This window comes from Acidovorax sp. FW305-C-20-28, assembly GCF_058783375.1.
Genome location: NZ_JBYSYM010000042.1, coordinates 19,687 through 42,961 on the forward strand (window position 1 = coordinate 19,687; position 23,275 = coordinate 42,961).

Genomic DNA, 23,275 nt, shown 5'->3' on the forward strand with positions numbered 1-23,275 from the left:
CGCGGGCGGGGGCGTGCTGCGTCGTGCCGGGGGTGGTAGCGCGCGCAGACGCTCAGGGCCAGGCCCGGCCCTCACGGTCTGTAGCAGGGGACGGTGGTGTGACAAGAACCCCGGGGGTCACTCCCCGGCAATCCCGCCACGCGTTGCGCTATTTGCTGCCGCCATCACCACCACTGGCTGCGGCCCCGGCAGCAGCAGCACTTGAGGCCCCGGCGGAACCCGCACTGCCTACGCCGCCACCACCGCCACCATCGTCACCGACGCCATCCCCTGCGCCGTTCATCATCAGCATGCGGTAGTACTCCTCTTCCTCGCGGCGGCGGCGCTGTTCGGGCGTTTCGCCCGCCTGCGCCTGCGCCGCCACGGTGGCGTTTGCCGACACGCGGGGAAACGAGTTGTTCCAGTCGATGAGGCCGAACGATGGGCGGGCGTACTGCGGATCGCGGCGGCCCATGTACTGGTCCACCTGGCCCATGGCGATGCCGGGGTTCACGGTCTGGGCCGCGCTCAGGATGTCGGCGTTGGACAGGCCGAGCCGCGCGGCCTCTTGCTTGATGAGGGCCGGGTTCTCGATGTTGTCGCGGATGAAGTTGCCGGCGCCCTGCAGTTGCTCGGTGCTCCAGCGCGGCCGGCCGCCGTACGGCGAGCCGTACTGGGGATCTTCGCGGCCCATGTACTGGTTGACCTGGGCCATGGAGATGTTGGGGTCCACGGTGCGGGCGGCGCTCAGCATGTCGCGGTTGGACAGGCCCAGGCGCGAGGCCTCTTGCCGGATGAGCTCGGGGTTGTCGATGTTGTCGCGGATGAAGCTGCCCGCGCCCTGCAGTTGCTCCTGGCTCCAGGCGGGGCCTGCCTGCGCGGGCACGTTGCCGAGCAGGCCGGCGCCGCCCCACTGTGCCCCGAGCTGCGCCCCCTGTTGCACCCCCTGCTGCTGGTGTTGCGACATGCCCGCGGCGGTGTAGGCGCCGGGCATCTGGAAGCCGGGGCCGAGCAGGCCGCCGGCGAACTGCATCATCGAGGGCATGAAGCTGTTGCGGTAGCTGTCGATGTCGTTGAAGGCGTTCTGGTAGGCGGTCTGCTGCAGGGCGTTGAAGGGCTGGGCCTCGTACTGCTCCTGCAGCTCCTGGCCCTTGCGCACGTTGTTCTTGAGCCAGGGGGCGGCTTCGGCCCAGGGCTCGCTGCTGGCGCTCGCGCTGCTCCCGCCGCCGTTGGAGCTTTTGTTCATGGCGCTGCTGACCATGGACCCGGCGACCGAGGCCGCGATTGGAATTGCTGCTGGCATGTTTGTCAAAGCTCCTTTTCAAATGTCATGGCCACCACCTTGTAGTCGGGCAGCCGTTTCTTCCAGCCGGGGCGGCCCTCGGTGCGGGCCTTGGTGCAGCCGACGGAGCGGGCCCAGGCCTCGCCTTCGTCGAACAGGCTTTTGCGGTAGGCGCCGGCCGAGGCGACTTCGTGCAGCACGCGGCCGCGCGCGGTGTCGAAGACTTCGGTGACGGCCCAGTAGGCGCCGTCGTCGCTGCGCCAGAGTTGGGCGGTGCCGTCGCGGCAGCGCTGCACCCAGTACTCGGGTGTGTAGTGCTCGCCTTCGAGGCCAAAGCGCGTGAAGGCGGGGCGCAGGGCTTCGATGGCTTCGTCGGGGATGTGGTGGGGGTCGAAGTGCATCGCGTCAGTCCCCCATCGATCCGGTTCCGAAGAACACGCCGTGGTTCTGCGCCATGGGAACGGGAGCGGCTGCGGCATTGCCGCCGCTGTTGCCGAACCAGCTGTTCCCGATGTTCGTGACGGCCGAGCCCACCGCCTGCCCCACCGGGTTCATGCCGCTGCCGCTGCTGGTCTGCGAGGTGGATGCGTAGCCGCGCCCCAGGCTGTTGGCCTGCTGGTTGAAGCGGTCGTAGTAGGTCGCGGGGGTGTTCTGGATGGTGGTGCCCATGTTGATCCCGCTGTTGCTGTAGGCGTTTTGCCGGTCAAGCAGGCCGAACATGGTGTTCACGCCGAACTGCTGCTGCGCCAGGGCGTAGTTGTTGGCGGCGTTGGTCTGGTTGGCCTGGGCGTTGGCCATGCTGGCGTTGGCGCTGGCCATGCCCACGTCGTAGTTCTTGTCGATACCGTAGCGCGTGTTGCCGGCGTTGGTCATGCCCAGGTTGTAGTTCTGGTCGATGCCGTAGCGCTGGGTGGCATTGGACAGGTCGGTGCTGTAGCGCTGGGTGGCGTTGTTCTGGTCGATGCCGTAGCGCTGGGTATCGAGGCCGGCGTAGCCGAGCTGGTTCTGCATTTCGGCCTGGTAGATCTGGGCGTTGCGGTCCATGGCCTTTTGGTAGTCGGTGCCATAGAGGTTGGCCAGGCTGTTGGCCAGGGCGTCGTTGGTGCGGCCGATGGCCAGGCCTTCGGCGACGCCGTGGCGCGCGTCGCCGAAGCCGCCGGCGGCGATGGCCTGGGAGCGCAGGCCGGGCATGATCTGCTCGTTGAGGTTGCGCGTGGTCTGCTGGACGATGCCGGCGGCCATCTGGTCCAGGTAGGGGTTGGCCTGGTAGGCCTGCATGGCAGGGGCGGCGGCCGGGGCGCGGGGCTTGGGCTTGGGGGTTTCGCCCAGGTACTCCTGCACCTGGCCCAGGGTGATGCCTTTGTCGACGGTTTGCGCGGCCTGCAGCAGGTCGGCGTTGGTCAGGCCGAGTTCGTCGCGGCGCTGGGCGATGGCGTCGGGGTTGTCGATGTTGGCCTGGATGAATTCGGCGGCGATGGCGAGCTGTTCGGGGCTCCAGTTGGACATGTCGTTGGCTCCTTGTCTTTCTATCCCAATTTCTTCCAGGACCCGGCGTACCAGGTGTACACACCTGGGCCGGCGCCGGGGTTCCATTGCGTTCCGTCGGCCAGCACGGTGAGGCCGTCGCGCACGCGCGCGGGGGCGGCGTACAGGGGTTTGAGCTGCAGGCCGTCGACGGCGGCGTGGCCGGCGGTCTGCAGGTTGGCCAGTTCGGTGGCGAGCCAGGTCTTGAGCTCGTCGAGGCTGGCGCCCGGGGGGATGTGCCTGGGGGTGTAGTACATGGTGGGGGTCCGCGCTCGGGTCAGCGTTCTCCAGTGGGTTGGATGTCGAGGTCCATGCTGCGGATGCGCCAGCCCTGGTAGCCGGTACCGTCGATGCGCACGGCGAGCTGGCGGCCTTGCACCATGGCGCAGGCGAGGTGGTCGGGCCCGCCGACGACAAAGTCCACGGCGGGGGCCCAGGTAACGCCCTCCGATGCGTGCATGGCGCTGCCGGCGGCGATGCGCACCACGGTGCCGGGCGGGGCGTCGATGTGCGGGTAGATGCCGCGCAGCAGTTTGCTGGTGGTGGGGCTGCCGAAGGCCATGCCGGTGCGCTCCAGGCGGCTGGCGATCTGGGCGCCGTAGTCGGTGGTGCCGATGTCGAAGGCGCTGATGGCGTTGGTGCGCGCAAAGAGCACGCGCGCTTCGTTGGCGGCGTATTCGTTTTCGTTCCAGGTGGTGGCGTCGCTGTCCCAGGTGTCGTTGTCGGTGTCCCACTGCAGCACGGTGGCGCTGGCGTTGATCTGCCCGCTGGCGGCGTAGTTGCAGCCGGCCAGCGAGCGGGTGCCCCACTTCTTGCTGATCCAGTTGTAGGCGGCGGCGGTGTCGCAGACCTCGCTGTCGCTGGTGGGAAAGCACACCAGCACTTCGGCCTTTTGCGGGTTGGCGACGACGAAGGAGCGCTCGGCGCGCAGGCTGTTCATGTTGTTGAAGATGAACTTGCGGATGGCGCCGTCGGCCAGGCTTTGCGCGGCGCCGCCCTGGTGCACGACGACGTCGCCGGCGGTGAGCACGACGTGGCCGATGGGGGTGTCGACCGCGCAGCCGCGCGCGAGCATGCCGGTGTCGCCGGGCAGGCGCTGGGTGCTGAAGATCTGCTGGCCGCCCACGTAGCGCGCCGAGTACATGCTGCGCTCTTTGTAGATGATGAGCTGGTTGCCCATGGGCAGGGCATCGACCATGACGTCGGCGGTCTCGGCCAGGTCGCGTTCGTTGGCGTCCTGGCTGGGGTCGGCGGGGTTCCAGGTGCCGGGCACGGCGCCGGGCACGGCGGCGGTGGACCACTTGAGCATGTGCGGGTAGTTGGTCGTGCCCTTGGTGATGCCGCCGGCAAAAAGGTAGTTGCCGAAGGGCCGCATCCAGAAGGCGCGGTGCGTGGGGTCCCAGTTGGGCAGGGCGATGGCGGGCGAGGCGGTGGCGCCGCCCCAGACCCAGGGCGCATCCTTGCCGTTGTTGATGACGAGCACGCCGTTGAACATGCCGCCGGTGTAGCGGTCGTCGATGGCGCCCGTGGGCGCGGGCGTGGGCGTGATGTCGAACTGCGTGGCGCCGTCATAGGCATACAGCTTGGCCAGGCAGCCGGTGACCCACAGGCGGTTGGCCAGGCTGGCGTAGGGCGCGATCCAGTAGGGCGTGGCGCCGGGCGTGCCGAACACGTTGGCCATGCCGCGGTAGCGCTCGGCAAATCCTGCAGCAAAGCGCATGTTGGTGACGGCGCTGGCCGCGCCCAGGGGCAGCTCCTGGGGCATCAGGTCGGGCAGAAAGCCGCCCGAGAGGTCTTCGATGCGGACGATGGGCATGGGGTCCTTCCGTCAATCAATCAGTCAATCAATCAGTCAATCAGTCGGTGCGGACAGCGGCTGCGGGCCAGGCGTCGCGGAGGGTGCGCGCATCAGCTGCGTGGCCATCAGCCGCTGCTGCCATTGCCTGGTAGCGTCGGCTGCAGTCTGCGAGTAGCTCTGCGCTGGCAGTGGCGTACTCAGCGACGGCGGCGGGGGCAGTGCGGGCGCTGTCGGCGATGCGGCGGGCGGCGTCGGCGGCCTGTTCGCGCAGGCCGTCAGACTGAGCGCGAGCGCGATCCACATCGCGCTGCAGGGCGGCTTCACGGGTGCGTGCGGCATTCAGGGCTCCCTGGTAGCGGGTTGCGTTGTCGCGCTCGGTGGCGAGGGCGTCGGCCTGGGCCTGCGCGCGTTCTGCGGCGTGGCTGGCCTTGAGGCCGGCGATCTGCGCGCCCAGGCGCCAGTCCTGCAGCTGCCAGGCGGCGCTGGCGGCAATGGCGGCGCCGAGCAGCCAGGCAGCGAGGTGGGTGGCGAGGGGGATCATTGCGGTGTCCCCCAGTGGGCGCACACCGGGCCGGTGAAGAACTGCGCGCAGTGCAGGGCCTGCACCCAGCGATCGCCGTCGCCGCCTTCCTTGCGCCAGATCGTCAGCTGCAGGTCGGCCGCGTCCTGCAGCGAGAACTCGCCCCGCGCCAGCACGCTGGGCTGGCCGGCCACGGTGGCGCAGCGGTCGAAGCACAGCTGCGGCGCCACCCAGCCGTCCCGCCCGCGCCAGGCCAGGCTGGCGCCGGGGATGGCGTAGGCGGTCACGCGGTACTGCACCGGCTCGGGCGCGGCCGGGGCGGTCACATGCAGCATGCCGGCAAGGATCAGGATGTCGAGGGTCATGGTGCCTTGGTGTTGTTGTTGCCGCTGTTGTTGCCGCCGCCGTCCGGGCGCAGGCACAGGGCCATCTCGTCCTTGCGCCGGTTGTGCAGGCCCTGCACGAACTGCTTGCTGCCGCGCCCATCGGGCCGGGTCACGTAGGCCCAGTTGGGCTCGCCCGCGGGCGTGAAGGCCAGCGCGCGGCAGCCCTCTTCCAGCCGGCCAGCGTTGATGAGCCCCAGCGCCCGGCTGGCGCAGGTGTTGCCCACGCCCACGTTGTGCGCGTGGCTGGTGAGGGCGTCGAAGGTGTTCTGGCCCACGCGGTGGGTGATGCAGTCGAGCAGTTTCAGCTGCGTGGTCTCGACCACCCGGCGGTTCACCTCGGCACAGCGCGCGGCGCTCCACACATCGCCCACCACCATGGGGTAGGGGCTGGTGGCCGGCGTGATGCCATCGCACACCGTGGGCACGCCACGCGCCAGGCGGTCGGCGTAGACGGTGGTGGCCTGCTGCTTGTCCGCCTCCCACTGGTGCAGGAAGCCACCCAGGCCGGCGCTGGCCAGCACCAGCGCGGCACCGAGTTTGGCGACGCTGGTGTTGCGGGTGGCCGCCTCATCAGTCGCCATCGTCGGCCCCCGGTGCATCCAGCGGGCCCGGGCCGCGGTCTCCCGGCGGCTCCAGCCCCCGGCGCAGCCGCGCCATGCGCAAGGCATGCTCGGCCGCCTGGCGCCGGTTGCTCTCGCGCTTGTAGTACCAGGTAATGCCCAGCCCCGCCACCGCCACCAGGGCCCCCACCAGGCCCAGGAACTCGTTGGAAATGAGCCAGCCCCAGCTGGTCATGCCGGTACCAGCAGCAATGGTCTTGCCGCCGGTGGCGGCGAGGTGGTCTAGGGTTTCGGTTTGCATGGGGGGCCTTGGGGGGGAGGGTTCGATGGACCATGGGCACAGGGCCATGGGGTGGGGTGGGGTGGCGAGGGATGGGACCCCCGGGCCTGGCGGGCGGGCGGCCGGTCCGGGTGCAAGGCGGCCGCACAGGGAGATGGCGGCCTGGCGCTCAGCCTCCGTTGATGCCGTTGAGCACGGCCACATTGCCCATGGTGAAGCCCTTGGTGCCCATGGGCGAGGACGCGCGGCGGTCAAACTGCGGCGCGGTGATGGCCTGGTTGATCGCCTGCTTGCCCGCCGTCGCCACGCGCACAGGCTGGCCCACGGTGGCCGCGTTCTGGGCGACCCCGAGAACGGAGGCAGCACCGGCATACCACAGCCCGTAGTTCTGCACGCCATTGCTGTAGGGCACATAGGCCACACCGAGCAGGCCGGTCACCAGCATCTCGGGCCAGACCGTGGAGATTTCGGCACTGCCAAGGTTGTAGACATAGGTGCCAGCAGCCTCGGCGACCAGGGCCGGGGAATAGACCTGCACCTGCATCAAGGCACTTGGCGTGGAGTTACTGTGCTGCTGGATGATGGTGACCGGCCCGTTGCCGGGGCGATCGAAGATGCGGAAGATGTACCCGCCCGGGCTGTTGTTCGCGGCTTCGCGCTGCAACTGCCCCGCGTTGTTGTACTCCTGCAGCCGGTAGCCGGCCCCGCTGCTGCCCACCAGCCAGAAACCTCCGCCGTACTTGGGCGCCAGTTGCAGCACATCCTGGATGGCTGCGCTGGGAACAGGCAGGTTGACCGTGTTCAGCAGGGTCAGGCCCGCGTCATAGACCTTGAAGCCCTGGCCCAGTGCATCGTAGATGTGGGTGCTGACGATATTGCCATTGGACAGCTCGATGAGCTTGCCTTCCAGCGCGCCCACATGGGCGTTGGGGTTCGCGCCATCGTAGGCTGAGACGGCCGCGCTGATCGGTACTACCACGCCCTGCATCACACCGGCCGCATTGAAACGCGCCATGCGGTTGCCCGTGGTCGCCGTGGTTTTGGCCCAGCGCAGCACAAAGCCCCCGGCCGCCAGGGGCAGGATGCTCATGAACTGCGGGGCCTGGTTCGCCTCGACCAGCACCTCGGCCCCCTGCAGCACGCCCGAGGCACTGTAGCGCTTGAAGGCCATGCCCCCCGAGGACGGATAGGCCACCACCACCTCACCATTGGCCAGGGGTGCCAGTTGCCAGGTGTGCAGTACCTGGCCTGCAACCGTGCCCACCGAGACAGGCGCCGCAACGACTGCACCGGTGGTGCCGTGGACCACCGCGATGCGCAGGTCGGTGTTTTCGCTCCACACCACGGCCACATTGTCGGCGCCGGCACGCACCACCCGCACCGGGCCCGTGCTCGCCGCAGCGCTGAGCACGACCACCTGGCGCGGCCCGGCATGGGCAGCGTGCAACGCGACATTGGCGCCCGTGGTGCCCGTCGTGCCATTGCCCGAGTAGGCCAGCGCAAAGCCCCCATCCGGCAACGCGGCCAGATTGCGCTGCGCGCCTGCATAGGCGTTACCCGCCCAGCCATAGCCCGTGCCCACCACATTGCTGGCTGCCGCAGTCAGGCCCGCCGCCGTGTTCTGCCCAGCCAAGGGGAATGCCTCCGTGACCCTGCGCACCCAGCCCGCACCATCCGCCTTCACCAGATCCCCGGCAGCGACCGTGTCCTGCGCCATCACCACAATCGGCTGATCCACCGCATCCACCACCTGTGCAATATGCCGTCCCATGTTCACGCCTCCTCGAAACCAAACGCCACTACCGACACCCCGACCGCACTCGCGCGCGCCACCAGAAACTGCCCCGCCCCCACCACGATCGCCGTGCGTTCCAGCACGCCGGCCGGCGGCAGGTACTGGTCGTACTCCAGCCACTCGGCGGCGGTGGGGGTGGCGGTGCTGGCCAGGGCCAGGCGCACCAGCGTGCCCGTGGCGCTGCGGTTGCACAGGCTCACCGTGACGGTGCCGGTCAGCGCGCTCGGGTTGTAGAGGGTGGTGTTCGCGTTCGCGGCAAGGTCTGCTGCGCCCAGTCGTCCGTTGGCCATGTGTCAGGCTCCTGCTGCATAAAAAACCCGGCTGCGCGATTGCACCGGGGACCAGTTCAAGACGCCGTTCGTGGTGAACAGCGCCAGCGGTTCGGCCTGCACCGGGGCCACGGGCAGGCCCAGTTGCAGGGTGGCCAGGGCGCTCACGTAGGCCTGCACCCAGTTCGTGCTGGCCAGCTTCTGGCTGTTGTCGTTCGGTGCCACCTGGGTGGCGGCCGTCACGGTGCCGGCCACGCTGGCGTTGCCGGTGAAGGCCGGGCTCTCCAGCGGGGCCTTGGTGTTGAGCTGGGCCTGCACGCCGGCGGTCACGCCCACCAGGGTGTTGAGCTCGGCCACGGTGGGGTTGACGGCTGCGGCGGTGAAGTTGGGGAACTGCTGCTTCAGCGCCCCCTTGATCATGCGCAGGTGGTTGTCACCCAGGCCCTTGATGTCGCCACCGGTCGGGTTGGCGGCGTCGAGCTCACTGATGTAGTTGGCGGTTTCGAGTGCCATCACGGTGTCCTTGTGGTCGTTGCATGCGGTTGCGCCTTCTGCTGCAGCAGCGCGCCCGAGTGGCGGGCGCGCCGGTCGGCATTCGCCAGGGCCACGCAGGCACTGGCGTACGACTGGCTCTCGCGCGCCAGCAGCGCGTCATCGCGCGCCCAGCGGGCCACCTCCACGGCCAGCGCGCCCAGCACCACGCCGGGGGCGTGGGCCAGCAGCCAGTTCGTGTCGCCATCGGCCAGCGGCGTGGCCCATTTGGCGTAGTAGGTCAGCGTGAGCGGCAGGGCCACGTCGGGGCTCAGCACCAGTTGCTGGCCGCTCCAGGCAAAGGCATTGCGCTCGCGCGCGATGTGGGCCAGCGGGCGCAGGTCCAGCGGGCGCTTCGGATCACTGCAGAGCACGATGGCTTCCAGGAAGTCCGCCGGCTGGTCCGGCGTGGCCAGCGTGGCCTGCTTTTCCATGGCCGCCAGGCGCAGCGGCGGCACCGTGGTCTCGCCAAAGAACATGCGCTGCTCGGCCAGCGGCAGAAAGTGGGCCCACAGCGGGCCCAGGTCGCTGCGGTGCAGGTACGCGGCCACCGCCGCCTTCATCTCGCCCCAGTTCATGCGGCCCCCACCTTCGATGGATCGATGCGGAAATGCGCCAGCGCCGGGTCGTTGAGCATGCGCCGCGCGTGCACCGGGTTGCGCATCCACTCGGCAAAGCTCACGCCGGTGTCGTTGCAGTATTTCTCGACCAGCTCGGCCGGAAACTCCGCCAGGTGGCGCAGGTCGCGGCTGCCCGTCAGCCCCTCGTTCTGGCGCGCCTTGCAGTAGTCGGCAATGCCCTGCAGGTGCGCCATGTCGGCGTACAGCAGGTCGCGCACGCCGCCGTCGTCGTGGATCAGTTCGCGTCGCATGGTGGTTCTCGGTGTCCCAAAGAAAAAGGGCCGGGGGTGAACCCGGCCCTTGTTGCGCTATCAGCCGCTGCGGCTTAGGAGCCGGTCAGCGTCAAGTCCGCGATCGCGCCCAGGGTGGATTCTTGAGGCACCACCAGCGTGACTTCCGTCAGCACCTGCCACTGCTCGCTGTCGCCCACCTTGGCCATCTTCTCGGACTGCCAGCCGCGCAGCTTGCCCACCTTGATCTTGTCGTAGTCGATCACGTAGGCGGTGTTCACCAGGCCGGCGCCGGCCACGGTCATCACGCGGTTGGGCACGACCTTGGTCTCGCCGAAGTCGTGGCCGTAGATGGAGAACGAGGTCTGCAGGCGCACCTCGTTGCGCTTTTGCACGTTGACCTCGTTGGTGCGCTGCACGTTGCCGGTGAAGCTCGACACCTTCTGCTTGTGCTGCGGGCTCACCATCAGCACCTCGGCGTCGCCGCCGTTGGTGAAGACGTTGCGGATGGTGGCCTGCAGGTCGGCCTCGGCCAGCGCGCGCAGCGTGCCCACCGTGGGCGCCGTGTTGGCCACCGGGTCGGGCGCGGCGCCGCCGGCACCGAACGAGCGGTTGGTGGCGATGAAGCCGTACAGCCCGCGCATCTGGCCGGGCGTGGCGCCGTTGGCGGCGATGGCCGTGGCGTTGGCGATGCTCGATGCCTCCTGGTCGCGCTTGAGCTCGACCATCTTCTTGGTCTTCAAGCGATCGATCTCCGACTTGCGGCCGTACTTCTTCACGGCCTCGGCCGTGCCCGACACCGACACCGTGTCCTGGATGATCTGCGTGCGGTTGCCGTAGCTGGTGGGCTGGGTCTGGGCCGCGTAGGCCGCGTCCGCGCCTTCCGCGGCCTTGTTGGCCGGGTTGGGGGCGCGGTAGGTGTCGGCCGTCCACTCGTGGTTGACGCCTTCGACCGACACACGGCTGACCGAGGAGATCAGCGGCGCGTCCGTGGGGCGGAAGTTGTAGATCTTGTCTTCCACGTCCTCGGCCAGGCGCACGAGGGGGGTGGAGGTGAGAAGCGTATTGGCTGGCATGTGTGTATGTCCTTGTGTTCGGTTGTTGGTTGGTTTGCGAAGCTTGAGTGGATGGAAAAACGCAGCGAAGCGGTTCTGGCTAGGCGCCGCGTCGCAGGCAGTACGAGCAGTACGACAAGACGCGGCAACGACGCCAGAAGCGTTTTTCCAGCCACTCAGAGGCCGCTGGCACCGAGAAATCCCGCCAACGCGTCGATGTCATTGGGGTTGCGGGACAGGCGCTCCTTCGCGCGCTGGGTGCCGGAGTTGGAAGTGCCCTGCCCCGATGCGCCCGGCCGCACGGGCCGGGGCAGCGGGGGCTTGGCGGTCTTGGCGCGGGCCTCCACCAGCTGGCGGTAGCGGGCCGCGTCGCGGGCGAGCAGCACGATGCGGTGGTCCGCCGTGTTCGACACCTCATCGACGGTGAAGCCGCGTGCCACCAGCGAGTGGCCCAGGTCCTTGAGTTCCCGCGCGCGCACGCTGGGGTTGCGCCACTCGGGCACCGCGGTGGCCAGCAGCTCCGACTCCTCGCGGTGGCGGATCTGGGCGCGCTGCGCCTGCGTGGCCGCGAACTGCTGCTGCAGCGCCTGGCGGTGGCCCATGGCCTGCTGCAGCTTGTGCACGCGCTCGCCATGCAGCACCTGCTGGCGCATGTACTCCTGCGGGTCGGAGTCGATCAACGACGCATTGGGCTGGCTGCCGACCAGTTCCTGCTGCAGCGCCTGGATCATCACCCCGAGCTGGTTGGCGGCGGTTTGCCGCTCCTGCTGCAGGTGGGTCGCAAACGCGTCCAGGTGACGCTGCTGGTCGGCTACCTTGGCCGTCTTGGCGCGGTAGTCGGCATCCTTCATGTAGCCCGCACGGAGCTCGGATTTCTTGACCTTGAAGCGGTGGCCACCGGCCTCCCACTCCTCGTCGGGGTCGTCGGCGCCGGCATGGGCATCGCCGTCCTGATCGGTGTCGCCGTGGTGGCCCCGGTCGCGGTCGTCTTCGCGGGACTGCGACAGCGCGCCCTCGGCGTCGCCGCCATCGTCCTGGCCGTAGCCATCGTCACCGGCATCGCCATCGCTGGCGCCCACCAGGTGGGCCAGCTCCTCGATGCTGCCTTCGGCGGCGCCGGCGCTGCCGGTGCTGCCTGCGCCACCGGTATCGGCGCCGTCATCGCCCGCGGGTGCGCGCAGGCGGGGGGTGGGGTGAAACAAGGGATTCATGCTCGTGTTCCTGGTTCAGATGAGGTCACTGGAGTTCGACGGTCTGGCCGCCATCGGTGCGGGCATAGAAGCCCTCGCCCGTTTCCACCGGCGCGCCAAACTCCCCGCGCTGGTACAGCCCCGGGTGCTCGGCAAACGGCACGACGATGCGCGTGAGGCTGCCGCCAGCCGCCACCACGGCGTCGGCCGCGGCGTCGATCAGGGCCAGGGCCTGGCCCCAGGCCTGCGGGCCAGCAGCAGCGCCTCGTCGGCCGCGCGCTGCAGCAGCGACTTGCGCGCCACCTTGCCCGTCTCCACCGTCTGGCGCAGGCTGCCCTGCAGCTTGTCCAAAAGCTTCAGGGTCAGCCAGAGCTTTTCCCGCCCCGCCACGTCGTGTGCTGGTGCCTTTTGCCATTGTTCGATGACCTCGTCTTTCATGGACTGGAACGCCTGCACAAGCAGCGGGTGTTCCAGCAGGGTGCGCGCCTGCTCGGCGCGGGAGACCTGCTCGTGCAGGGGTGCGGGTGCAGCGGTGGTGCTGTTGTTCATGCGGGTGCCTGTGCCTGCGGTGAATATGGATGGATGGGCATGCCCCCGCCCTGCGCAGCCGCCGCCTTCAGCGCCGCCTGCTGTTGCTGCTGCTCCAGCTGGGCGCGCGCCTTGAACATGGCCACGCGCTCCTCGCTCTGGATCTTTTCGCGCTCGATCACCAGGCGCGCCTGGTTGTCCATGTCGGCCTTTTGCAGCAGCGCCTGGGCCTTGATCTGCTCGGCCTGCACCATGGCCTGCGCCTCGGCCTGGCCGGGTTGCGGCGGCTGGGGTGGCTGCGGTGGCGGCATGGGCTTGCCGTCGGGCCCGAGCTGCGGCGCGGTGAAGAACTGGTCCGCATCGCGGTAGCCCATGGCCTCGGCCGTGCGCTTCAAGGTGTTGTACAGCGTGTTCGCATTGGCCAGGCCCAGGCCCATGGCCTGCTGCTGCATGCCCGCCAGCGCCGTGAGGTTGACCACCTGCTGCTGGCGCCCGAAGGTGCCCACGCCGACCGATACCGTCATGTTGTAGCGGTTCTTCCACTCGCGCGGGTCGATGTGCAGCCAGCGGCCGTTGATCTTGACCTGCTGCGGCCGGTCCTGGTGCTGGGTGATGTTCTTGAGCATCAGCCAGTACATGCGCTTGAAGCCCGTCTCGGCCAGCACCCGGGCGATCAGGCGCAGGCGCTGCGCGCCCTGGTTCATCAGCGCCTGCACGCCCTGGCTGCCCACGCTCGACTGGGCCAGCGCCTCCACATTGGTGGCCGAGTTCATCTCCGTCACGCCGCTGCGCGTGTCGCGGATCTGGTCCACGCGCGCCAGCAGCTCCAGCGCCGGCGCGCCCAGAAACGGCGTGGCCACCTCGCGCACCGCATTGGGCGTGCGCACGCGGTAGATGCCGCCCACGCGCGGGGCGAGCAGCTCGTCCATGTCCACCACCGCGTCCTCGACCACCTCCTTCATCGGGTTGTTGGCCAGGTACACGTTGTCCAGCACCTGGCGCTGCAGCGCGGTCTTGATGCGCTGCAGGTCCTCCACCAGGTCCCACATCGACAGGCCCACCACCTTGTAGGGCATGAGGATGGGCGCCATCAGCCAGAAGGGGTGCTCGTCCACCACGGTGTTCTCGAACACGGTGGTGCCCACCTTCACCACGCGGCGGTACTCGGTGCGGCCGTCGCCGTCATAGTCCACCTTGAGGTAGCTCTCGGACAGCCACACCAGGCGCTGCGATGCGTCGGCCGCCTCGTCGCCCGTGGGGTCGGTGTCGTCGTAGCGGTGGCGCGCATCGCGCGCGGCCTGGCTGCCGCCATCGCCGCTGCCGCTGGCGTGGCCCAGGTCCGAGGCCAGGGCCTCCACCTTGTCCTCGTCGTAGCCCTGCTCGCGCAGGTAGCTCAAGGTCACCTCGCGCCGATGCTCGATGAAGCGGCACTCCGACAGGGTGCGCGTGTCGCGCGCAATGCGCATCTCCTCGGGCGGCACGCCCTCGTTCTTGAACTGCAGCACCTGGTGCGCGCGCCGCGCCCGCACCACAAAGGTGGGCAGCAGCGGGGGCACGGGCGGCGCCAGGCCGCCCTGCACAGAATGCTGTGGAAGGGCACCGGGAGGCACCGGCACCGGCGGCACAGGCAGCGGCACAAACCCCGCCTCCTGCAGCTCGATGATCTCGATCTCCGGGTCCTCGTCCAGCGCGCGCACCTCGGCCTCGGTCAGCGGGCCGTAGTGCTCCTCGCGGTAGTCCTGGCCCGCGTCCACATAGCACTTGCCGAAGCCGGTGCGCGTGATCAGCGCGCTCTTGATCGCGTCGTGGATGGTGATGAAGCCATCCTCGTTCTTGCGGTGGATGAGCCAGCCCACGTAGTTGGTCGCGTCCTGGCAGGCCTGCTCGTCCTCCTGGCCATCGGGCTCGAAGCGGATGATGTCGTCGGCGCTGGCGAAGATGTCCATCAGCGCCGGCATGGCCCACTCCACCGTGTCCATCAGGTCCTTGGAGACCACGCGCGAGCGGCCCTCCGACTCGGGTGGCGCCAGCTCGCCGCGCGCCTCGCCCAGGTAGAACTCCATGGCCTCGGCGCGCTGCACCTCGGTCAGGTCGTCGGCGCCAATGGCCTGGCGGCTCTGGCGGTCGATCAGCGCGCACAGCGCGTCGTCGTCCATGGTTTTGTCGTCAGCGTCGTGCATAGGCATCCATCGGTCCTTCACACCAGTCCCAGTTTCTTGTAGGCCAGGGGTTTGGCCTTGGCCGGCTTGGCGATGGCAAAGCGCCGCATCATGTGTGCGTAGCGCGTGGCGGCCATCAGGTCATCGTCGAGCTTCACGATCAGCCCGTCCTTGCGGTGGTACATGCGGAACTCCTCGAACCAGTCCGCAAGGTTGCTGAACACCTTGAAGCGCCCGGTGTGCATGCGGTCCAGCAGCTCCTGCACGCCGGCCTCCACGCCGTTGCCGCCGCTGCCCTCCTTGTGGCCCAGCGCGGGCGCGTGCGTGGCCTTGTCGGCCAGCATGTGCAGGCCCTGGGCCTGGTACTGGTCGCGCAGCGCCTGGCCGCTGCCCTTGTCCTTTTGCAGGCCGTCGTGCGGCCAGGCCCAGGGGATCCACTCGCCCCAGGGCTTCACGCTGGCGGCAAACAGCAGCGGCGTCTGCGCGCGCGCGCGGTGGGCGGCCACCACGTAGACGATGTCGGCATCGCGGTCCCAGGCCAGCTGCACGGCGGCGCTGGGGTGGTCCCAGCCAAAGTCGATGCCGCCGATGCGCACCCAGTGGTCGGGCACGGCAAACGGCGCCACGGCAATCGCCTCGTCGTCCAGCGCAAAGATGCGCCCGCTGCCCATGAGCGGCTGGCCCAGCGTGCGCGCCTTGCGCTCGTGCGCCGGGTAGCTGGCGATGATGGCGGCGCGCTGCGCGGGCGTGTAGTGCTCGGCGTCCTCAATGGTCATCGTCGTCACATGCGTGCCGGCCGGCCGCTCCTGCACAAAGCGCCGCACCACATTGCTCATGCCCTTGAGCGGGGTGAAGGTCATGGCCAGCAGCCCGCCCGTGGCGTTGGTGCGCGTGAGCGATTCGGTGTAGATCGCCTCGTCGGGCTCCTCGTCGAGCCACACCCAGTCGAGCGTCTCGGCCTGGAATTTTTCGCGCCCCTGGTCGTAGCTCTTGAAGCCCAGCAAACTCTCGCCCGCCTGCACATCGCCGCCGCCGCCCCAGCGCACCACCAGGGTGTCGAGGGCATCGGCCACGCCGCGCTTGGTCGCCTTGTCCACAATGGCATCCAGCGGTATCGAGCCCGTGCCCAGCGCATTGATGCGCCCGCACAGCACGCGCTGCACGCTGTCGCGCGTGACCTCGCTGGTCACGCCCGCGGCCCAGGCCGCAATCGGGTGGTCGTACACCTTGCCGCGCCACCAGGCGGGGTAGCGCCCCGTCAGGTGCATGGCGGTCTCGAAACCCGCGCTCCAGGTCTTGCCCTGCTGGTTGCCGGCCATGAGCAGGCGCTCGCGGTACTGCGCGCCCGCCGCATGGAACTCGGCCTGCTTGGCATAGGGCCGGTAGCCGCGCAGCCGGTGGGTGCGGCTGCGCTGCGCGCGCTCTTGCAGCAGCGCCAGCAGCGCCAGCTTCTGCGGCCGGGGTAACCCTTCAAGCCCCTGCGGTAGCAGATCCAGCCCCTGCGGTAGCCGCTCAAGCCCCTGCGGTGGCAGCTGCAGCCCCAGGCTCTGCGGCTGTGGCAGCAGCGGCAATGAGTTCAGCGAGCTTGGCATCGAGCTGTTCGTCCGTCAGTTCCGCCCCAAGGGCCGTGGGCGATGCCGGCGCATCGGCCGCATCGCCACGCTGGGGCGCCTGCTGGCCGAACTCGCGCGGGCTGAACTTGGCCGCCTTCCAGCGGTAGTGCTCGGCCAGCTGCTTGGCGCGCGCCAGCTCGAAGGTGTCGAGCGCCTCGCGCAGCACGCGCTCGGCCATCTCCTCGAAGGTGTGCGCCGCCGCCATGCGCGCCTCGCGCACGCGCGCCAGCCGCTCCGCATCCGCGGCCATCCAGCGGCTCAACGCCGCCACGCCCACATTCAGCGCCAGCGCCATCTGCGTCTGCGGCACGCCCGCACAGATCTGCTCGCACAGCCAGTCGATGCCGATGGCATCGAGCCGCGCCACCGGGTCGGGGCACAGCGTGGGGGCCACGGGGGCCGGCACCGGTGCGGGCACCGCTGCAGCCGCAACCACGGCTGCAGCGGCCGGTGCATCGGCAGGCAGTGTGTCGGTGGCGGTTGGTGCTGCGGGCGCTTTCTTTCTGGTAGCCATGCGGGTCCATTGAAATCTTGCGCCCATCGGGTTCACCCAGGGCATTGCCCTCGGCTGAGCGCACCGTTCGCAACTCCACCGATCACACGGCTGTGCAGCCGTGGAAAACCCAGCGCTGCGATCAGCCTGCTCTTGAATCAGGCGGTTCCCGGCGCTACCAATTCGGCTTCTTGGTGATGAAAAGAGACTGGCACCCCAGTGGCAAAAAATCCGCCCCCGGAAATGCAAAAAGCCCGCAGGAAGAACCATGCGGGCTAAGTGTTGAAAGCAATCTCTCTTGCGACTTCCTTCTTGCTCACACCTCCGGCTGCCTAGTGGCATCCGGGGCGCGCAACTCGGTGTCGCGGAGTATGACGCGATTATGCACTACTTCTGCAAGCTGCGCAAGTAAATCGACCAAAATCTTCGCAAGCCCTCGGTGCGGCTTTGCTCCCACAGGGTGGGCGTGATCTTCAGGCGCCGGCGCACCGCGTGGTGCGGCTCGCGCTTGGGGATGTAGTAGGCCTGCAGCACGCGGCGGTACTGCATGGGCACGACGACCAGGGCGTGCTGCACCTTCATCGCGTCGAAGTCGGGCATGAAGGGCATGAGCGGTTCGTCGTCGCGGTTGCGCGGCGCCTGGTAGCGGCCCTCGGCACTGGCGCAGCGGCGCTTGTGGTAGCGGTCCTGCGCCCAGCGGCCATAGCGCTCGAGCAGCTCGTCGGCCTCGCGCAGCTCGGCGGGCACGCGAAAGTGGATGGGGTCGACACGGGCGTTCATGGGCGGCTCCTGGGGGTGTGCGGGGGATGGGTCGCGATGGTGGCTTGGTGCGCTGCACAGAGCGGCCGGCACAGCCCAGCGAAGCGGTTCTGGCTAGGCGCAGCGTCGCGGGCAGTACGAGCAGTACGACAAGACGCTGCAACGACGCCAGAAGGGCTGTGGTGGTCGCGCTCAGGCATACGCGGCCTCCCAATTGCGGTAGGCGCTCTCGGGGCTCTGGCCCGCCGCGGCGCAGCGCATGCCGGCGCGCAGGTTGAAGCAGATCCAGCGGTCGCCGGCGCGGTAGATGCGGGGTTTCATCATGATGGTCATGGGTTCAGTCGTTCCTTTTGTGAAGCCAGGTGATGCGGGCGGCCACGACCTCTGCGGTGGCTGCCTGGTGTTTTGCGCAGGCGTGCTGCGGTGGGTAGGTGGTCCAGGCGGGGCCCTTGGCGCACTGGCCAAAGCCGTGCTGGGCCATGGGCAGCACACGCCCCGCGCGGTCGCGCAGCAGCCAGCGGGCGCAGGTGCTGCAGGTGGTGCTTGCGCTGGTGGTGGTGGCGTTGGTGGTGGTGCTGCGGTCGCCGCTCATGCCACGCTCCTCGGTGCCTCGATGGCCGCGAGGGCCTTGGCGGCGTGCATGGCCACCGCCCCGCCAACAACCCAGCCGGGTGCCCCACCCAGCGCCTGCGCGGGCACGTAGCTGATGGCCGTCTTGCCCGCGCCGCCGCCCCGGTAGACCAGGCGCGCCTGGCCCCGGTTGCCCACCACCGCGGGGCGCGGCAGGGGCAGGCCCATGCGCTCGTACTCGCTGTCGGGGCTGCGGTCGCCGGGCAGGCGCTTGGGGTAGTCGAACTGGCCGCGCTCCACATACGCGCGGTAGAACTGCATGAAGCGGTGCTGCAGGTGCGACAGGTCCTTGAGGTCCGTGCGGCACATCTTGGGCCAGCCGCCCAGGTCTTCCACGGCGGCGTGGATGGCGGGCTCGTCGAACACCACGTCGGTGTAGGCGCCCACGGCCGACATGGCCTCGTGCACCTTGCCCCAGGCCAGCGCGGCGCGGTCGGTGGTGGTGCCCGCGAGAATGCGCACCAGGTCGGCCACCTTGGGCGCGAACTGGCCGCGCTCGGGGTCGGTGGCGTGGCGCTGCAGGGCCTGGCTGATCTGCGCCAGCGCAAAGGGCTTGCATGCGCCCCACCACAGGTCGAGCACGAAGCCGCTCACGTCCTGGCGGTAGTAGGCCATCACGTCGGTGAGCAGGCCGCGAAAGGCGGGGAAGTCATCGGCCTGCATCAGTGCGCTCCTTCATGCTGGGCTTGTGCTGGTTGCTGCTGCTGCCGCTGCGTCTGCGCGCGGCGCAGCTCCGGCGGCACCCAGGCATCGGCCACGGCGCGGTTGCGCTGCTCCAGCGCCTCTTGCCGGTTGACGACGGGGGGCCGCGGGCTGCGCCCGCCAAGGCCAGCACTGCCGCCCCCCATGTAGTTGGCGTACCAGTCGGCCCTGAAGCCCTGCCAGCCCGCCACGCAGCAGTGCGCCAGCGCCTGCGTGAGCGAGATGCCCGCGCGCGCCGCCTCGCGCCGAAAGCCGGCCAGGGCGGTGTCGGTGAGCGGTGCGCGCTTTTCGCGGCGCAGGCGCCCAAAGTCCTGCCACACGGGCTCGGGCACCTCGGCCGGGCGCTCTGCCGTGCTGCTGGTGCTGGCGCTGGCCGAACGGCGGCCCGGCTTGGTGGCACCGGTACGGCCTGTGGTGCGCCCGGCGGTGGGGGCGCCGGCGCCAGCCGCTGCGCCCTCCCCTTCTCCGCCAGGAGAGGGGTCTGGTGCTGGTCCTGGTGTTGGTCCTGGTGCTGGTGTTGGTCCTGGTGCTGGTGTTGGTGGCATTGCCACGGCATCGCTTTTCGATGCCGCGGCATCGGTTTCGCATGCCGCGGCATCGGCGGCGCCTTCCCACGGCATGGGCGGGGGCAGGCCGTCGCCGAAGAGGTCGCCCTCGCGCAACAGCCCGTGGCCCTCGTGGTCATCGCGCCCACCCATGCCGCCCGGCTGGTGCCAGCGCTTGTTGGCGCGCTCGCGCTGCTTGTGCTGCTTCTCGCGCATGACCTCGATCTCGGCACCGGCGCGGCGGTTCACCCAGCCCTCGGGCGTCTGCACAAAGAACTCGGCCAGCACCACGTGCACGGCATCGCGCTGGGCCTCGGTAGTGGCCAGCACCAGGCGGCACACGGCGCGCTCGTCCAGCGGCAGCGGCCGCTCCGTCATGTAGCAGGTGTCCAGCAGGCGGCGGTAGGCCGCGTCCTCCTCCCAGCTCAGGTGGCGGGTGGCGCTCAGGTAGTCGCCGATGTGAAAGGGGTAGTAGTTCATGGGGCGTGTGTCCCTCCCCTTCAGGCCGCAGCGGCAGCCGTGGCGGTGGTGATGGCGGCAGCAGCCGGGGGCACCTCCACGCGCTGCTGGTACAGCGCCAGCAGCGCGCGGTAGTTGCGCGAGAGCACGTCCGCCACCTCGCCGCGCTCGATCTTGCTGACCGTGGGCTGCGGTATGCCGGTGGCATCGCCAATCTGCTTCTGGGTGAGTCCGGCCGCCTTGAGCGCCAGCACGAGGTCGCGAGGGTTCATAGAAATATTCCTTTAGGACTATTCTATGAATTCTCCAAAGAATATGCAATAGAGATTAAATAGCGGCCATGGACTCCCTCGCCGCCCGTGCCCGCCAAGCCCGCAAACTGGCCGGACTCACCCAGAAGGACGCCGAAGCGGCCTCCGGCGTGAGCCAATCCGACATCTCCAAGATCGAGCGGGGCGACACCACGCGCCCGGCCGGCCTGCTGGCCCTGGCCCGGGCCTACCGCGTCAACCCGCACTGGCTCGATACCGGCGACGGCCCCATGGCCGACGAGGCCCCGGCGCGCCCAAGCGGCGCCATCAGCTTCGGCGAGGGCAAGGTGCGCGAGGTCTACGTGGTGGGCAAGGGCAGCGGCGGCCTCATGCCCGACCGCATCTGGAGCGACTCGGACTTCCCCGTGGGCGCCACCGACGAGTGCGCCCCCATCGCCACCGACGACAAGCACGCCTTCCTCACCGAGGTGGACGGCCCCTCCATGGTGCCGCGCTACAACCCCGGCGAATTCGCCCTGGTCGAGCCCGGCACCGAGCCCGACCTGGAAGACGACGTGCTCGTGCGCCTGGCCACCGGCCACACCATGATCAAGCGCCTGCTCTCGCGCCGCGCCGGCTGGCGCTTTGGCAGCTACAACAACACCGAGGTGCTGTTCTACAAGCCCGAGGAGGTGAGCTGGGTTTATTACATTGCGCACCCGGTGCCGCGCAGGAAGATCAAGGCGAGGTATTGAGGGGGGGGTGGGCTACGCCCAAGGAATCCGACCGCTGCCGCCCCGTGGCAGCGCATGTGGCGTGCCTCTGCCAGGAGGCTCGCCCCAGGAAGGTGTGGGCACTGCGTCCAACGACCTGGCCGGGCCCATCAACGGCCGCAACCCGGTGACGTGCTCAGACGGTCTTGGCCAGGAAATCAGCCACCTTCTGCACCAGGGCGTCCTGGCACTTGCTCACGAAGGCGGACTTGTCCTCCAGATCGCCAAACGCACGGTTTGCGATTTGAATGTGCTCGAACGCCTGCCGCGCAGACCCGCGGCTGGTCTTGATGTTGACGACCAGATTGCACTGGTAGGGCCTTTCGCGAAAGACTGTCGCGAGGCCGACGAACGCGATGCTGTCGCTCGCCTTCATGTCCATGGACAGCCCGGCATCGAGGATGGCCAACTGCACGACCTCCCCGCTGCCACTCGCCTTGAGGCCCCCTTTCAGCTTGGCGGCAATGGCCTCGTGAAACGCCGGTTGCACCAACCTGTCCGCAATGGGAAACCATCCCGTGAAATAGACCGCGTCGGTATCCTTCACCTGCTTGCCAACGGCTAAGTCGTCGATCTCGATTCTGGAAGCGGGAACCGTCTGCGCCGCGGGCGCGGTTGTGGGAATGGTGGTTGGCGGTGGGGCCGCGCATCCACAAAGTGCAAGGGTTGTCAGTAGTGCAAAATTCTTCATGCTGTTCTTGGATACGCTGGGTGAACGCTGAGCTGTCAAGGCAGCGCCGCGCGAAGTCTACCGATCAAAACGATGCGAACTGACAAGCCACCACTTGGCAGTTGACGGACACGGGTCGCAGCCCCGGGGACTGCACCCGCCCCTGCGCGCCAGACCGCGCCCCGCCCCTGAACACGCAGCCTCACCACCAAGAACAAGCCCGGAGGAACCACCCCATGCATCGCCCTGCCCTCATCCTTGCCGCCGCTGCAGCGGCAGCCGTTCAAGCCCTGGCCACCCCCGCGTGGGCACAGCAGCAGCAGCCCCCCAGGGCCGAAGCGGCAGCCCGCCTGCCATGGATCACGCCAGAGGCGGTGACCGCATCCAGCCAGTGCTACGGAAAGACGATGTGGAGCAACCCCGGTCTTGCGCCCGTGCTCGCCAGGATCCGGCCCGCGGGGCGCGACCCGTCGGCCCCCATGGAGTACAGCACCGAAAAAATCAGCGCCCAGGAAAAGCCAGCCCTCCTCATCTGGCTGGCCGAGATGGACAAGTGCCAGACCGTGAGCGACCTCGCGCTGGCGAATGCGCCCACACAGGCCAAGGCCGTGATCCGCAACTGGCATGCCGCCACCGCAGAGGCCATCCGCAAGGCCTACGAAAGCCAGCAGACATCCTGGGCCGAGCTGATGGCCCCCATCAACGCCGCCACCGAGATCCGCGGCACCCAGTTCAAAGCCCTGCAGGACGCGCAGAACGCCGAAGAGAAGCGCATCAACGAAGAAGAGGCTGCAGCGGCAGGCCCCCCCTCCGCCGCATCGCAGGCCTTCAACCAATGCACCACCGCCATGTGGGCCAACCCCGCCATGGCCCCCGTGGCCGCCCGGATGGTGGTCCACACGCGCGAAGCCGCAGACCGCACACTGCAGAGCACCGAGAAGGCCAGCGACCAGGAAAAAACCGCCATCGCCTTCTGGCTGACAGAACTGCAAAAGTGCCAGAAACTGGGCGACGCCGACCTGGTGAACCGGCCAGCCCCGGCCCGGGACGCCATCCACCGCTGGCAGGCCGACACGCGGCTGGCGACCCAGCAGCTGTACGCAGGCACGCTGACCTGGGGCGCTTTCGCGCAGACCATCAACGACCGCAACCGCAGCTTCAAGGCCCAGTTCGATGCGCTGATCCGACAACAGAACGCCGAACACAAGCGCCAGACCGAAGCAGCCGCACCCAAGGCGGCGCAATAAGCAAGCCCACAGCACCCCGCACACCCCATGCACCGCAGCTCCCTTGCCCCGGCCGCCACCGCCCTGCTGCTGGCCGCCGCCACCCTCGCCCTGCCCGCACAGGCCCAGGCCCAGCCGCGCGAGCCCGTGCCCTCGGCCCCATCGCGCGCCTGTTACGCCGCCATGTGGAAGAACCCCGCCATCGCCCCCGTCATCGCCCGGCTGGCGGGCAACTCGCCCGAAGCCACGCAGGCCCTGCGCGCCAGCACCGACAAGGCCAGCGACGCAGAAAAACCCGCCATCCAGGCCTGGCAGGCCGAGACGAAAAAATGCCAGCAACTACCGATGTTCTAGGGCCTGTTCACACTATTTTGGCGGTCGCGAAGGCCCTTGCCGGCGTGCCAATCTAGGCGCGCGACGCAGCGTGTGCCCTTGCACACGCAAGGAG

31 protein-coding genes are annotated in these 23,275 nt (G+C 68.9%); 3 read left to right on the forward strand and 28 right to left on the reverse strand.

Going from position 1 to position 23,275, the window contains the following annotated elements; genetic code table 11:
• Positions 1-148: 148 nt before the first annotated feature.
• From AC3WOH_RS30935 to AC3WOH_RS31065, 27 genes are all read right to left on the reverse strand, one after another.
• A complete protein-coding gene (locus tag AC3WOH_RS30935; RefSeq protein WP_492233139.1) occupies positions 149-1,225 on the reverse strand; it encodes a hypothetical protein in 1,077 nt (358 codons plus the stop codon).
• A gap of 62 nt (positions 1,226-1,287) precedes the next feature.
• Positions 1,288-1,662, reverse strand: a complete 375-nt coding sequence (locus tag AC3WOH_RS30940; RefSeq protein WP_492233140.1) for a hypothetical protein — start codon at positions 1,660-1,662, stop codon at positions 1,288-1,290.
• A gap of 4 nt (positions 1,663-1,666) precedes the next feature.
• On the reverse strand, positions 1,667-2,767 hold the full coding sequence (locus AC3WOH_RS30945; protein ID WP_492233141.1) for a hypothetical protein: 1,101 nt from the start codon (positions 2,765-2,767) through the stop codon (positions 1,667-1,669).
• Between the two features lie 20 nt (positions 2,768-2,787).
• On the reverse strand, positions 2,788-3,042 hold the full coding sequence (locus tag AC3WOH_RS30950) for a hypothetical protein (RefSeq protein WP_492233142.1): 255 nt from the start codon (positions 3,040-3,042) through the stop codon (positions 2,788-2,790).
• Positions 3,043-3,062: 20 nt separating this feature from the next.
• Positions 3,063-4,601: a hypothetical protein gene (locus AC3WOH_RS30955; protein ID WP_492233143.1), complete on the reverse strand. Its 1,539-nt coding sequence runs from the start codon at positions 4,599-4,601 to the stop codon at positions 3,063-3,065.
• 40 nt (positions 4,602-4,641) lie between these two features.
• Positions 4,642-5,124 carry a hypothetical protein gene (locus AC3WOH_RS30960; RefSeq protein ID WP_492233144.1) on the reverse strand — a complete coding sequence of 161 codons (483 nt, stop codon included), beginning with the start codon at positions 5,122-5,124 and terminating at the stop codon, positions 4,642-4,644.
• Complete coding sequence (locus tag AC3WOH_RS30965) at positions 5,121-5,468, reverse strand: hypothetical protein (RefSeq protein WP_492233145.1); 348 nt, start codon at positions 5,466-5,468, stop codon at positions 5,121-5,123. Before AC3WOH_RS30965 ends, AC3WOH_RS30960 begins: the two co-directional genes overlap by 4 nt.
• Positions 5,465-6,070 (reverse strand): lysozyme, encoded by a 606-nt coding sequence (locus AC3WOH_RS30970; RefSeq protein WP_492233146.1) that lies wholly within the window; start codon positions 6,068-6,070, stop codon positions 5,465-5,467. The genes AC3WOH_RS30965 and AC3WOH_RS30970 overlap by 4 nt, the downstream gene beginning before the upstream one ends.
• Positions 6,060-6,350 carry a holin gene (locus AC3WOH_RS30975; RefSeq protein ID WP_492233147.1) on the reverse strand — a complete coding sequence of 97 codons (291 nt, stop codon included), beginning with the start codon at positions 6,348-6,350 and terminating at the stop codon, positions 6,060-6,062. Before AC3WOH_RS30975 ends, AC3WOH_RS30970 begins: the two co-directional genes overlap by 11 nt.
• A gap of 148 nt (positions 6,351-6,498) precedes the next feature.
• On the reverse strand, positions 6,499-8,100 hold the full coding sequence (locus AC3WOH_RS30980; RefSeq protein ID WP_492233148.1) for a hypothetical protein: 1,602 nt from the start codon (positions 8,098-8,100) through the stop codon (positions 6,499-6,501).
• Positions 8,101-8,102: 2 nt separating this feature from the next.
• A complete protein-coding gene (locus tag AC3WOH_RS30985) occupies positions 8,103-8,414 on the reverse strand; it encodes a hypothetical protein (RefSeq protein ID WP_492233149.1) in 312 nt (103 codons plus the stop codon).
• 3 nt (positions 8,415-8,417) lie between these two features.
• Entirely contained in the window at positions 8,418-8,906 is a 489-nt protein-coding gene (locus AC3WOH_RS30990) for a hypothetical protein (RefSeq protein ID WP_492233150.1), read from the reverse strand.
• The gene (locus AC3WOH_RS30995; RefSeq protein ID WP_492233151.1) at positions 8,906-9,502 is read right to left on the reverse strand and encodes a phage adaptor protein; all 597 of its coding nucleotides are present in this window, start codon (positions 9,500-9,502) and stop codon (positions 8,906-8,908) included. Before AC3WOH_RS30995 ends, AC3WOH_RS30990 begins: the two co-directional genes overlap by 1 nt.
• Positions 9,499-9,795, reverse strand: coding sequence for a hypothetical protein (locus AC3WOH_RS31000; protein ID WP_492233152.1), 297 nt, complete (start codon positions 9,793-9,795; stop codon positions 9,499-9,501). The genes AC3WOH_RS30995 and AC3WOH_RS31000 overlap by 4 nt, the downstream gene beginning before the upstream one ends.
• A gap of 74 nt (positions 9,796-9,869) precedes the next feature.
• Positions 9,870-10,850, reverse strand: coding sequence for an SU10 major capsid protein (locus AC3WOH_RS31005; protein ID WP_492233153.1), 981 nt, complete (start codon positions 10,848-10,850; stop codon positions 9,870-9,872).
• Positions 10,851-11,005: 155 nt separating this feature from the next.
• The gene (locus tag AC3WOH_RS31010) at positions 11,006-12,040 is read right to left on the reverse strand and encodes a hypothetical protein (protein WP_492233154.1); all 1,035 of its coding nucleotides are present in this window, start codon (positions 12,038-12,040) and stop codon (positions 11,006-11,008) included.
• 25 nt (positions 12,041-12,065) lie between these two features.
• The gene (locus AC3WOH_RS31015; RefSeq protein WP_492233155.1) at positions 12,066-12,218 is read right to left on the reverse strand and encodes a hypothetical protein; all 153 of its coding nucleotides are present in this window, start codon (positions 12,216-12,218) and stop codon (positions 12,066-12,068) included.
• Between the two features lie 20 nt (positions 12,219-12,238).
• Entirely contained in the window at positions 12,239-12,568 is a 330-nt protein-coding gene (locus tag AC3WOH_RS31020; RefSeq protein ID WP_492233156.1) for a hypothetical protein, read from the reverse strand.
• Entirely contained in the window at positions 12,565-14,727 is a 2,163-nt protein-coding gene (locus tag AC3WOH_RS31025) for a portal protein (protein WP_492233157.1), read from the reverse strand. The genes AC3WOH_RS31020 and AC3WOH_RS31025 overlap by 4 nt, the downstream gene beginning before the upstream one ends.
• Before the next feature lie 17 nt (positions 14,728-14,744).
• Positions 14,745-16,298, reverse strand: a complete 1,554-nt coding sequence (locus AC3WOH_RS31030) for a terminase large subunit domain-containing protein (RefSeq protein WP_492233158.1) — start codon at positions 16,296-16,298, stop codon at positions 14,745-14,747.
• Positions 16,219-16,833 (reverse strand): terminase small subunit-like protein, encoded by a 615-nt coding sequence (locus AC3WOH_RS31035; RefSeq protein ID WP_492233159.1) that lies wholly within the window; start codon positions 16,831-16,833, stop codon positions 16,219-16,221. The genes AC3WOH_RS31030 and AC3WOH_RS31035 overlap by 80 nt, the downstream gene beginning before the upstream one ends.
• A 366-nt stretch (positions 16,834-17,199) precedes the next feature.
• Entirely contained in the window at positions 17,200-17,592 is a 393-nt protein-coding gene (locus tag AC3WOH_RS31040; RefSeq protein WP_492233160.1) for a hypothetical protein, read from the reverse strand.
• A 171-nt stretch (positions 17,593-17,763) separates the two neighbouring features.
• A complete protein-coding gene (locus AC3WOH_RS31045; RefSeq protein ID WP_492233161.1) occupies positions 17,764-17,895 on the reverse strand; it encodes a hypothetical protein in 132 nt (43 codons plus the stop codon).
• Between the two features lie 13 nt (positions 17,896-17,908).
• Positions 17,909-18,163, reverse strand: coding sequence for a hypothetical protein (locus tag AC3WOH_RS31050; protein ID WP_492233162.1), 255 nt, complete (start codon positions 18,161-18,163; stop codon positions 17,909-17,911).
• Positions 18,160-18,864 carry a DUF6475 domain-containing protein gene (locus tag AC3WOH_RS31055; protein WP_492233163.1) on the reverse strand — a complete coding sequence of 235 codons (705 nt, stop codon included), beginning with the start codon at positions 18,862-18,864 and terminating at the stop codon, positions 18,160-18,162. Before AC3WOH_RS31055 ends, AC3WOH_RS31050 begins: the two co-directional genes overlap by 4 nt.
• Positions 18,864-19,928 (reverse strand): YdaU family protein, encoded by a 1,065-nt coding sequence (locus tag AC3WOH_RS31060; RefSeq protein WP_492233164.1) that lies wholly within the window; start codon positions 19,926-19,928, stop codon positions 18,864-18,866. The genes AC3WOH_RS31055 and AC3WOH_RS31060 overlap by 1 nt, the downstream gene beginning before the upstream one ends.
• Before the next feature lie 20 nt (positions 19,929-19,948).
• On the reverse strand, positions 19,949-20,179 hold the full coding sequence (locus AC3WOH_RS31065; protein WP_492233165.1) for a helix-turn-helix domain-containing protein: 231 nt from the start codon (positions 20,177-20,179) through the stop codon (positions 19,949-19,951).
• A gap of 68 nt (positions 20,180-20,247) precedes the next feature.
• On the opposite strand from AC3WOH_RS31065, the gene AC3WOH_RS31070 reads away from it, so the two are divergent.
• Entirely contained in the window at positions 20,248-20,913 is a 666-nt protein-coding gene (locus AC3WOH_RS31070) for an XRE family transcriptional regulator (protein WP_492233166.1), read from the forward strand.
• Positions 20,914-21,067: 154 nt separating this feature from the next.
• Here AC3WOH_RS31070 and AC3WOH_RS31075 read toward each other — a convergent pair whose 3' ends face one another.
• Positions 21,068-21,622 carry a hypothetical protein gene (locus AC3WOH_RS31075; protein ID WP_492233167.1) on the reverse strand — a complete coding sequence of 185 codons (555 nt, stop codon included), beginning with the start codon at positions 21,620-21,622 and terminating at the stop codon, positions 21,068-21,070.
• Between the two features lie 215 nt (positions 21,623-21,837).
• On the opposite strand from AC3WOH_RS31075, the gene AC3WOH_RS31080 reads away from it, so the two are divergent.
• Together AC3WOH_RS31080 and AC3WOH_RS31085 are read left to right on the forward strand one after the other, a co-directional pair.
• Positions 21,838-22,848, forward strand: a complete 1,011-nt coding sequence (locus AC3WOH_RS31080) for a hypothetical protein (RefSeq protein WP_492233168.1) — start codon at positions 21,838-21,840, stop codon at positions 22,846-22,848.
• 27 nt (positions 22,849-22,875) lie between these two features.
• On the forward strand, positions 22,876-23,181 hold the full coding sequence (locus AC3WOH_RS31085; protein WP_492233169.1) for a hypothetical protein: 306 nt from the start codon (positions 22,876-22,878) through the stop codon (positions 23,179-23,181).
• Positions 23,182-23,275: the final 94 nt, after the last annotated feature.

Excerpts from the sequence above, each read along its gene's own strand:
- AC3WOH_RS30935 (WP_492233139.1), bottom strand. The coding sequence starts at position 1,225 with ATGAACAAAAGCTCCAACGGCGGCGGGAGCAGCGCGAGCGCCAGCAGC.
- AC3WOH_RS30940 (WP_492233140.1), bottom strand. The coding sequence starts at position 1,662 with ATGCACTTCGACCCCCACCACATCCCCGACGAAGCCATCGAAGCCCTG.
- AC3WOH_RS30945 (WP_492233141.1), bottom strand. The coding sequence starts at position 2,767 with ATGTCCAACTGGAGCCCCGAACAGCTCGCCATCGCCGCCGAATTCATC.
- AC3WOH_RS30950 (WP_492233142.1), bottom strand. The coding sequence starts at position 3,042 with ATGTACTACACCCCCAGGCACATCCCCCCGGGCGCCAGCCTCGACGAG.
- AC3WOH_RS30955 (WP_492233143.1), bottom strand. The coding sequence starts at position 4,601 with ATGCCCATCGTCCGCATCGAAGACCTCTCGGGCGGCTTTCTGCCCGAC.
- AC3WOH_RS30960 (WP_492233144.1), bottom strand. The coding sequence starts at position 5,124 with ATGATCCCCCTCGCCACCCACCTCGCTGCCTGGCTGCTCGGCGCCGCC.
- AC3WOH_RS30965 (WP_492233145.1), bottom strand. The coding sequence starts at position 5,468 with ATGACCCTCGACATCCTGATCCTTGCCGGCATGCTGCATGTGACCGCC.
- AC3WOH_RS30970 (WP_492233146.1), bottom strand. The coding sequence starts at position 6,070 with ATGGCGACTGATGAGGCGGCCACCCGCAACACCAGCGTCGCCAAACTC.
- AC3WOH_RS30975 (WP_492233147.1), bottom strand. The coding sequence starts at position 6,350 with ATGCAAACCGAAACCCTAGACCACCTCGCCGCCACCGGCGGCAAGACC.
- AC3WOH_RS30980 (WP_492233148.1), bottom strand. The coding sequence starts at position 8,100 with ATGGGACGGCATATTGCACAGGTGGTGGATGCGGTGGATCAGCCGATT.
- AC3WOH_RS30985 (WP_492233149.1), bottom strand. The coding sequence starts at position 8,414 with ATGGCCAACGGACGACTGGGCGCAGCAGACCTTGCCGCGAACGCGAAC.
- AC3WOH_RS30990 (WP_492233150.1), bottom strand. The coding sequence starts at position 8,906 with ATGGCACTCGAAACCGCCAACTACATCAGTGAGCTCGACGCCGCCAAC.
- AC3WOH_RS30995 (WP_492233151.1), bottom strand. The coding sequence starts at position 9,502 with ATGAACTGGGGCGAGATGAAGGCGGCGGTGGCCGCGTACCTGCACCGC.
- AC3WOH_RS31000 (WP_492233152.1), bottom strand. The coding sequence starts at position 9,795 with ATGCGACGCGAACTGATCCACGACGACGGCGGCGTGCGCGACCTGCTG.
- AC3WOH_RS31005 (WP_492233153.1), bottom strand. The coding sequence starts at position 10,850 with ATGCCAGCCAATACGCTTCTCACCTCCACCCCCCTCGTGCGCCTGGCC.
- AC3WOH_RS31010 (WP_492233154.1), bottom strand. The coding sequence starts at position 12,040 with ATGAATCCCTTGTTTCACCCCACCCCCCGCCTGCGCGCACCCGCGGGC.
- AC3WOH_RS31020 (WP_492233156.1), bottom strand. The coding sequence starts at position 12,568 with ATGAACAACAGCACCACCGCTGCACCCGCACCCCTGCACGAGCAGGTC.
- AC3WOH_RS31025 (WP_492233157.1), bottom strand. The coding sequence starts at position 14,727 with ATGCACGACGCTGACGACAAAACCATGGACGACGACGCGCTGTGCGCG.
- AC3WOH_RS31030 (WP_492233158.1), bottom strand. The coding sequence starts at position 16,298 with ATGCCAAGCTCGCTGAACTCATTGCCGCTGCTGCCACAGCCGCAGAGC.
- AC3WOH_RS31035 (WP_492233159.1), bottom strand. The coding sequence starts at position 16,833 with ATGGCTACCAGAAAGAAAGCGCCCGCAGCACCAACCGCCACCGACACA.
- AC3WOH_RS31040 (WP_492233160.1), bottom strand. The coding sequence starts at position 17,592 with ATGAACGCCCGTGTCGACCCCATCCACTTTCGCGTGCCCGCCGAGCTG.
- AC3WOH_RS31045 (WP_492233161.1), bottom strand. The coding sequence starts at position 17,895 with ATGATGAAACCCCGCATCTACCGCGCCGGCGACCGCTGGATCTGCTTC.
- AC3WOH_RS31050 (WP_492233162.1), bottom strand. The coding sequence starts at position 18,163 with ATGAGCGGCGACCGCAGCACCACCACCAACGCCACCACCACCAGCGCA.
- AC3WOH_RS31055 (WP_492233163.1), bottom strand. The coding sequence starts at position 18,864 with ATGCAGGCCGATGACTTCCCCGCCTTTCGCGGCCTGCTCACCGACGTG.
- AC3WOH_RS31060 (WP_492233164.1), bottom strand. The coding sequence starts at position 19,928 with ATGAACTACTACCCCTTTCACATCGGCGACTACCTGAGCGCCACCCGC.
- AC3WOH_RS31065 (WP_492233165.1), bottom strand. The coding sequence starts at position 20,179 with ATGAACCCTCGCGACCTCGTGCTGGCGCTCAAGGCGGCCGGACTCACC.
- AC3WOH_RS31070 (WP_492233166.1), top strand. The coding sequence starts at position 20,248 with ATGGACTCCCTCGCCGCCCGTGCCCGCCAAGCCCGCAAACTGGCCGGA.
- AC3WOH_RS31075 (WP_492233167.1), bottom strand. The coding sequence starts at position 21,622 with ATGAAGAATTTTGCACTACTGACAACCCTTGCACTTTGTGGATGCGCG.
- AC3WOH_RS31080 (WP_492233168.1), top strand. The coding sequence starts at position 21,838 with ATGCATCGCCCTGCCCTCATCCTTGCCGCCGCTGCAGCGGCAGCCGTT.
- AC3WOH_RS31085 (WP_492233169.1), top strand. The coding sequence starts at position 22,876 with ATGCACCGCAGCTCCCTTGCCCCGGCCGCCACCGCCCTGCTGCTGGCC.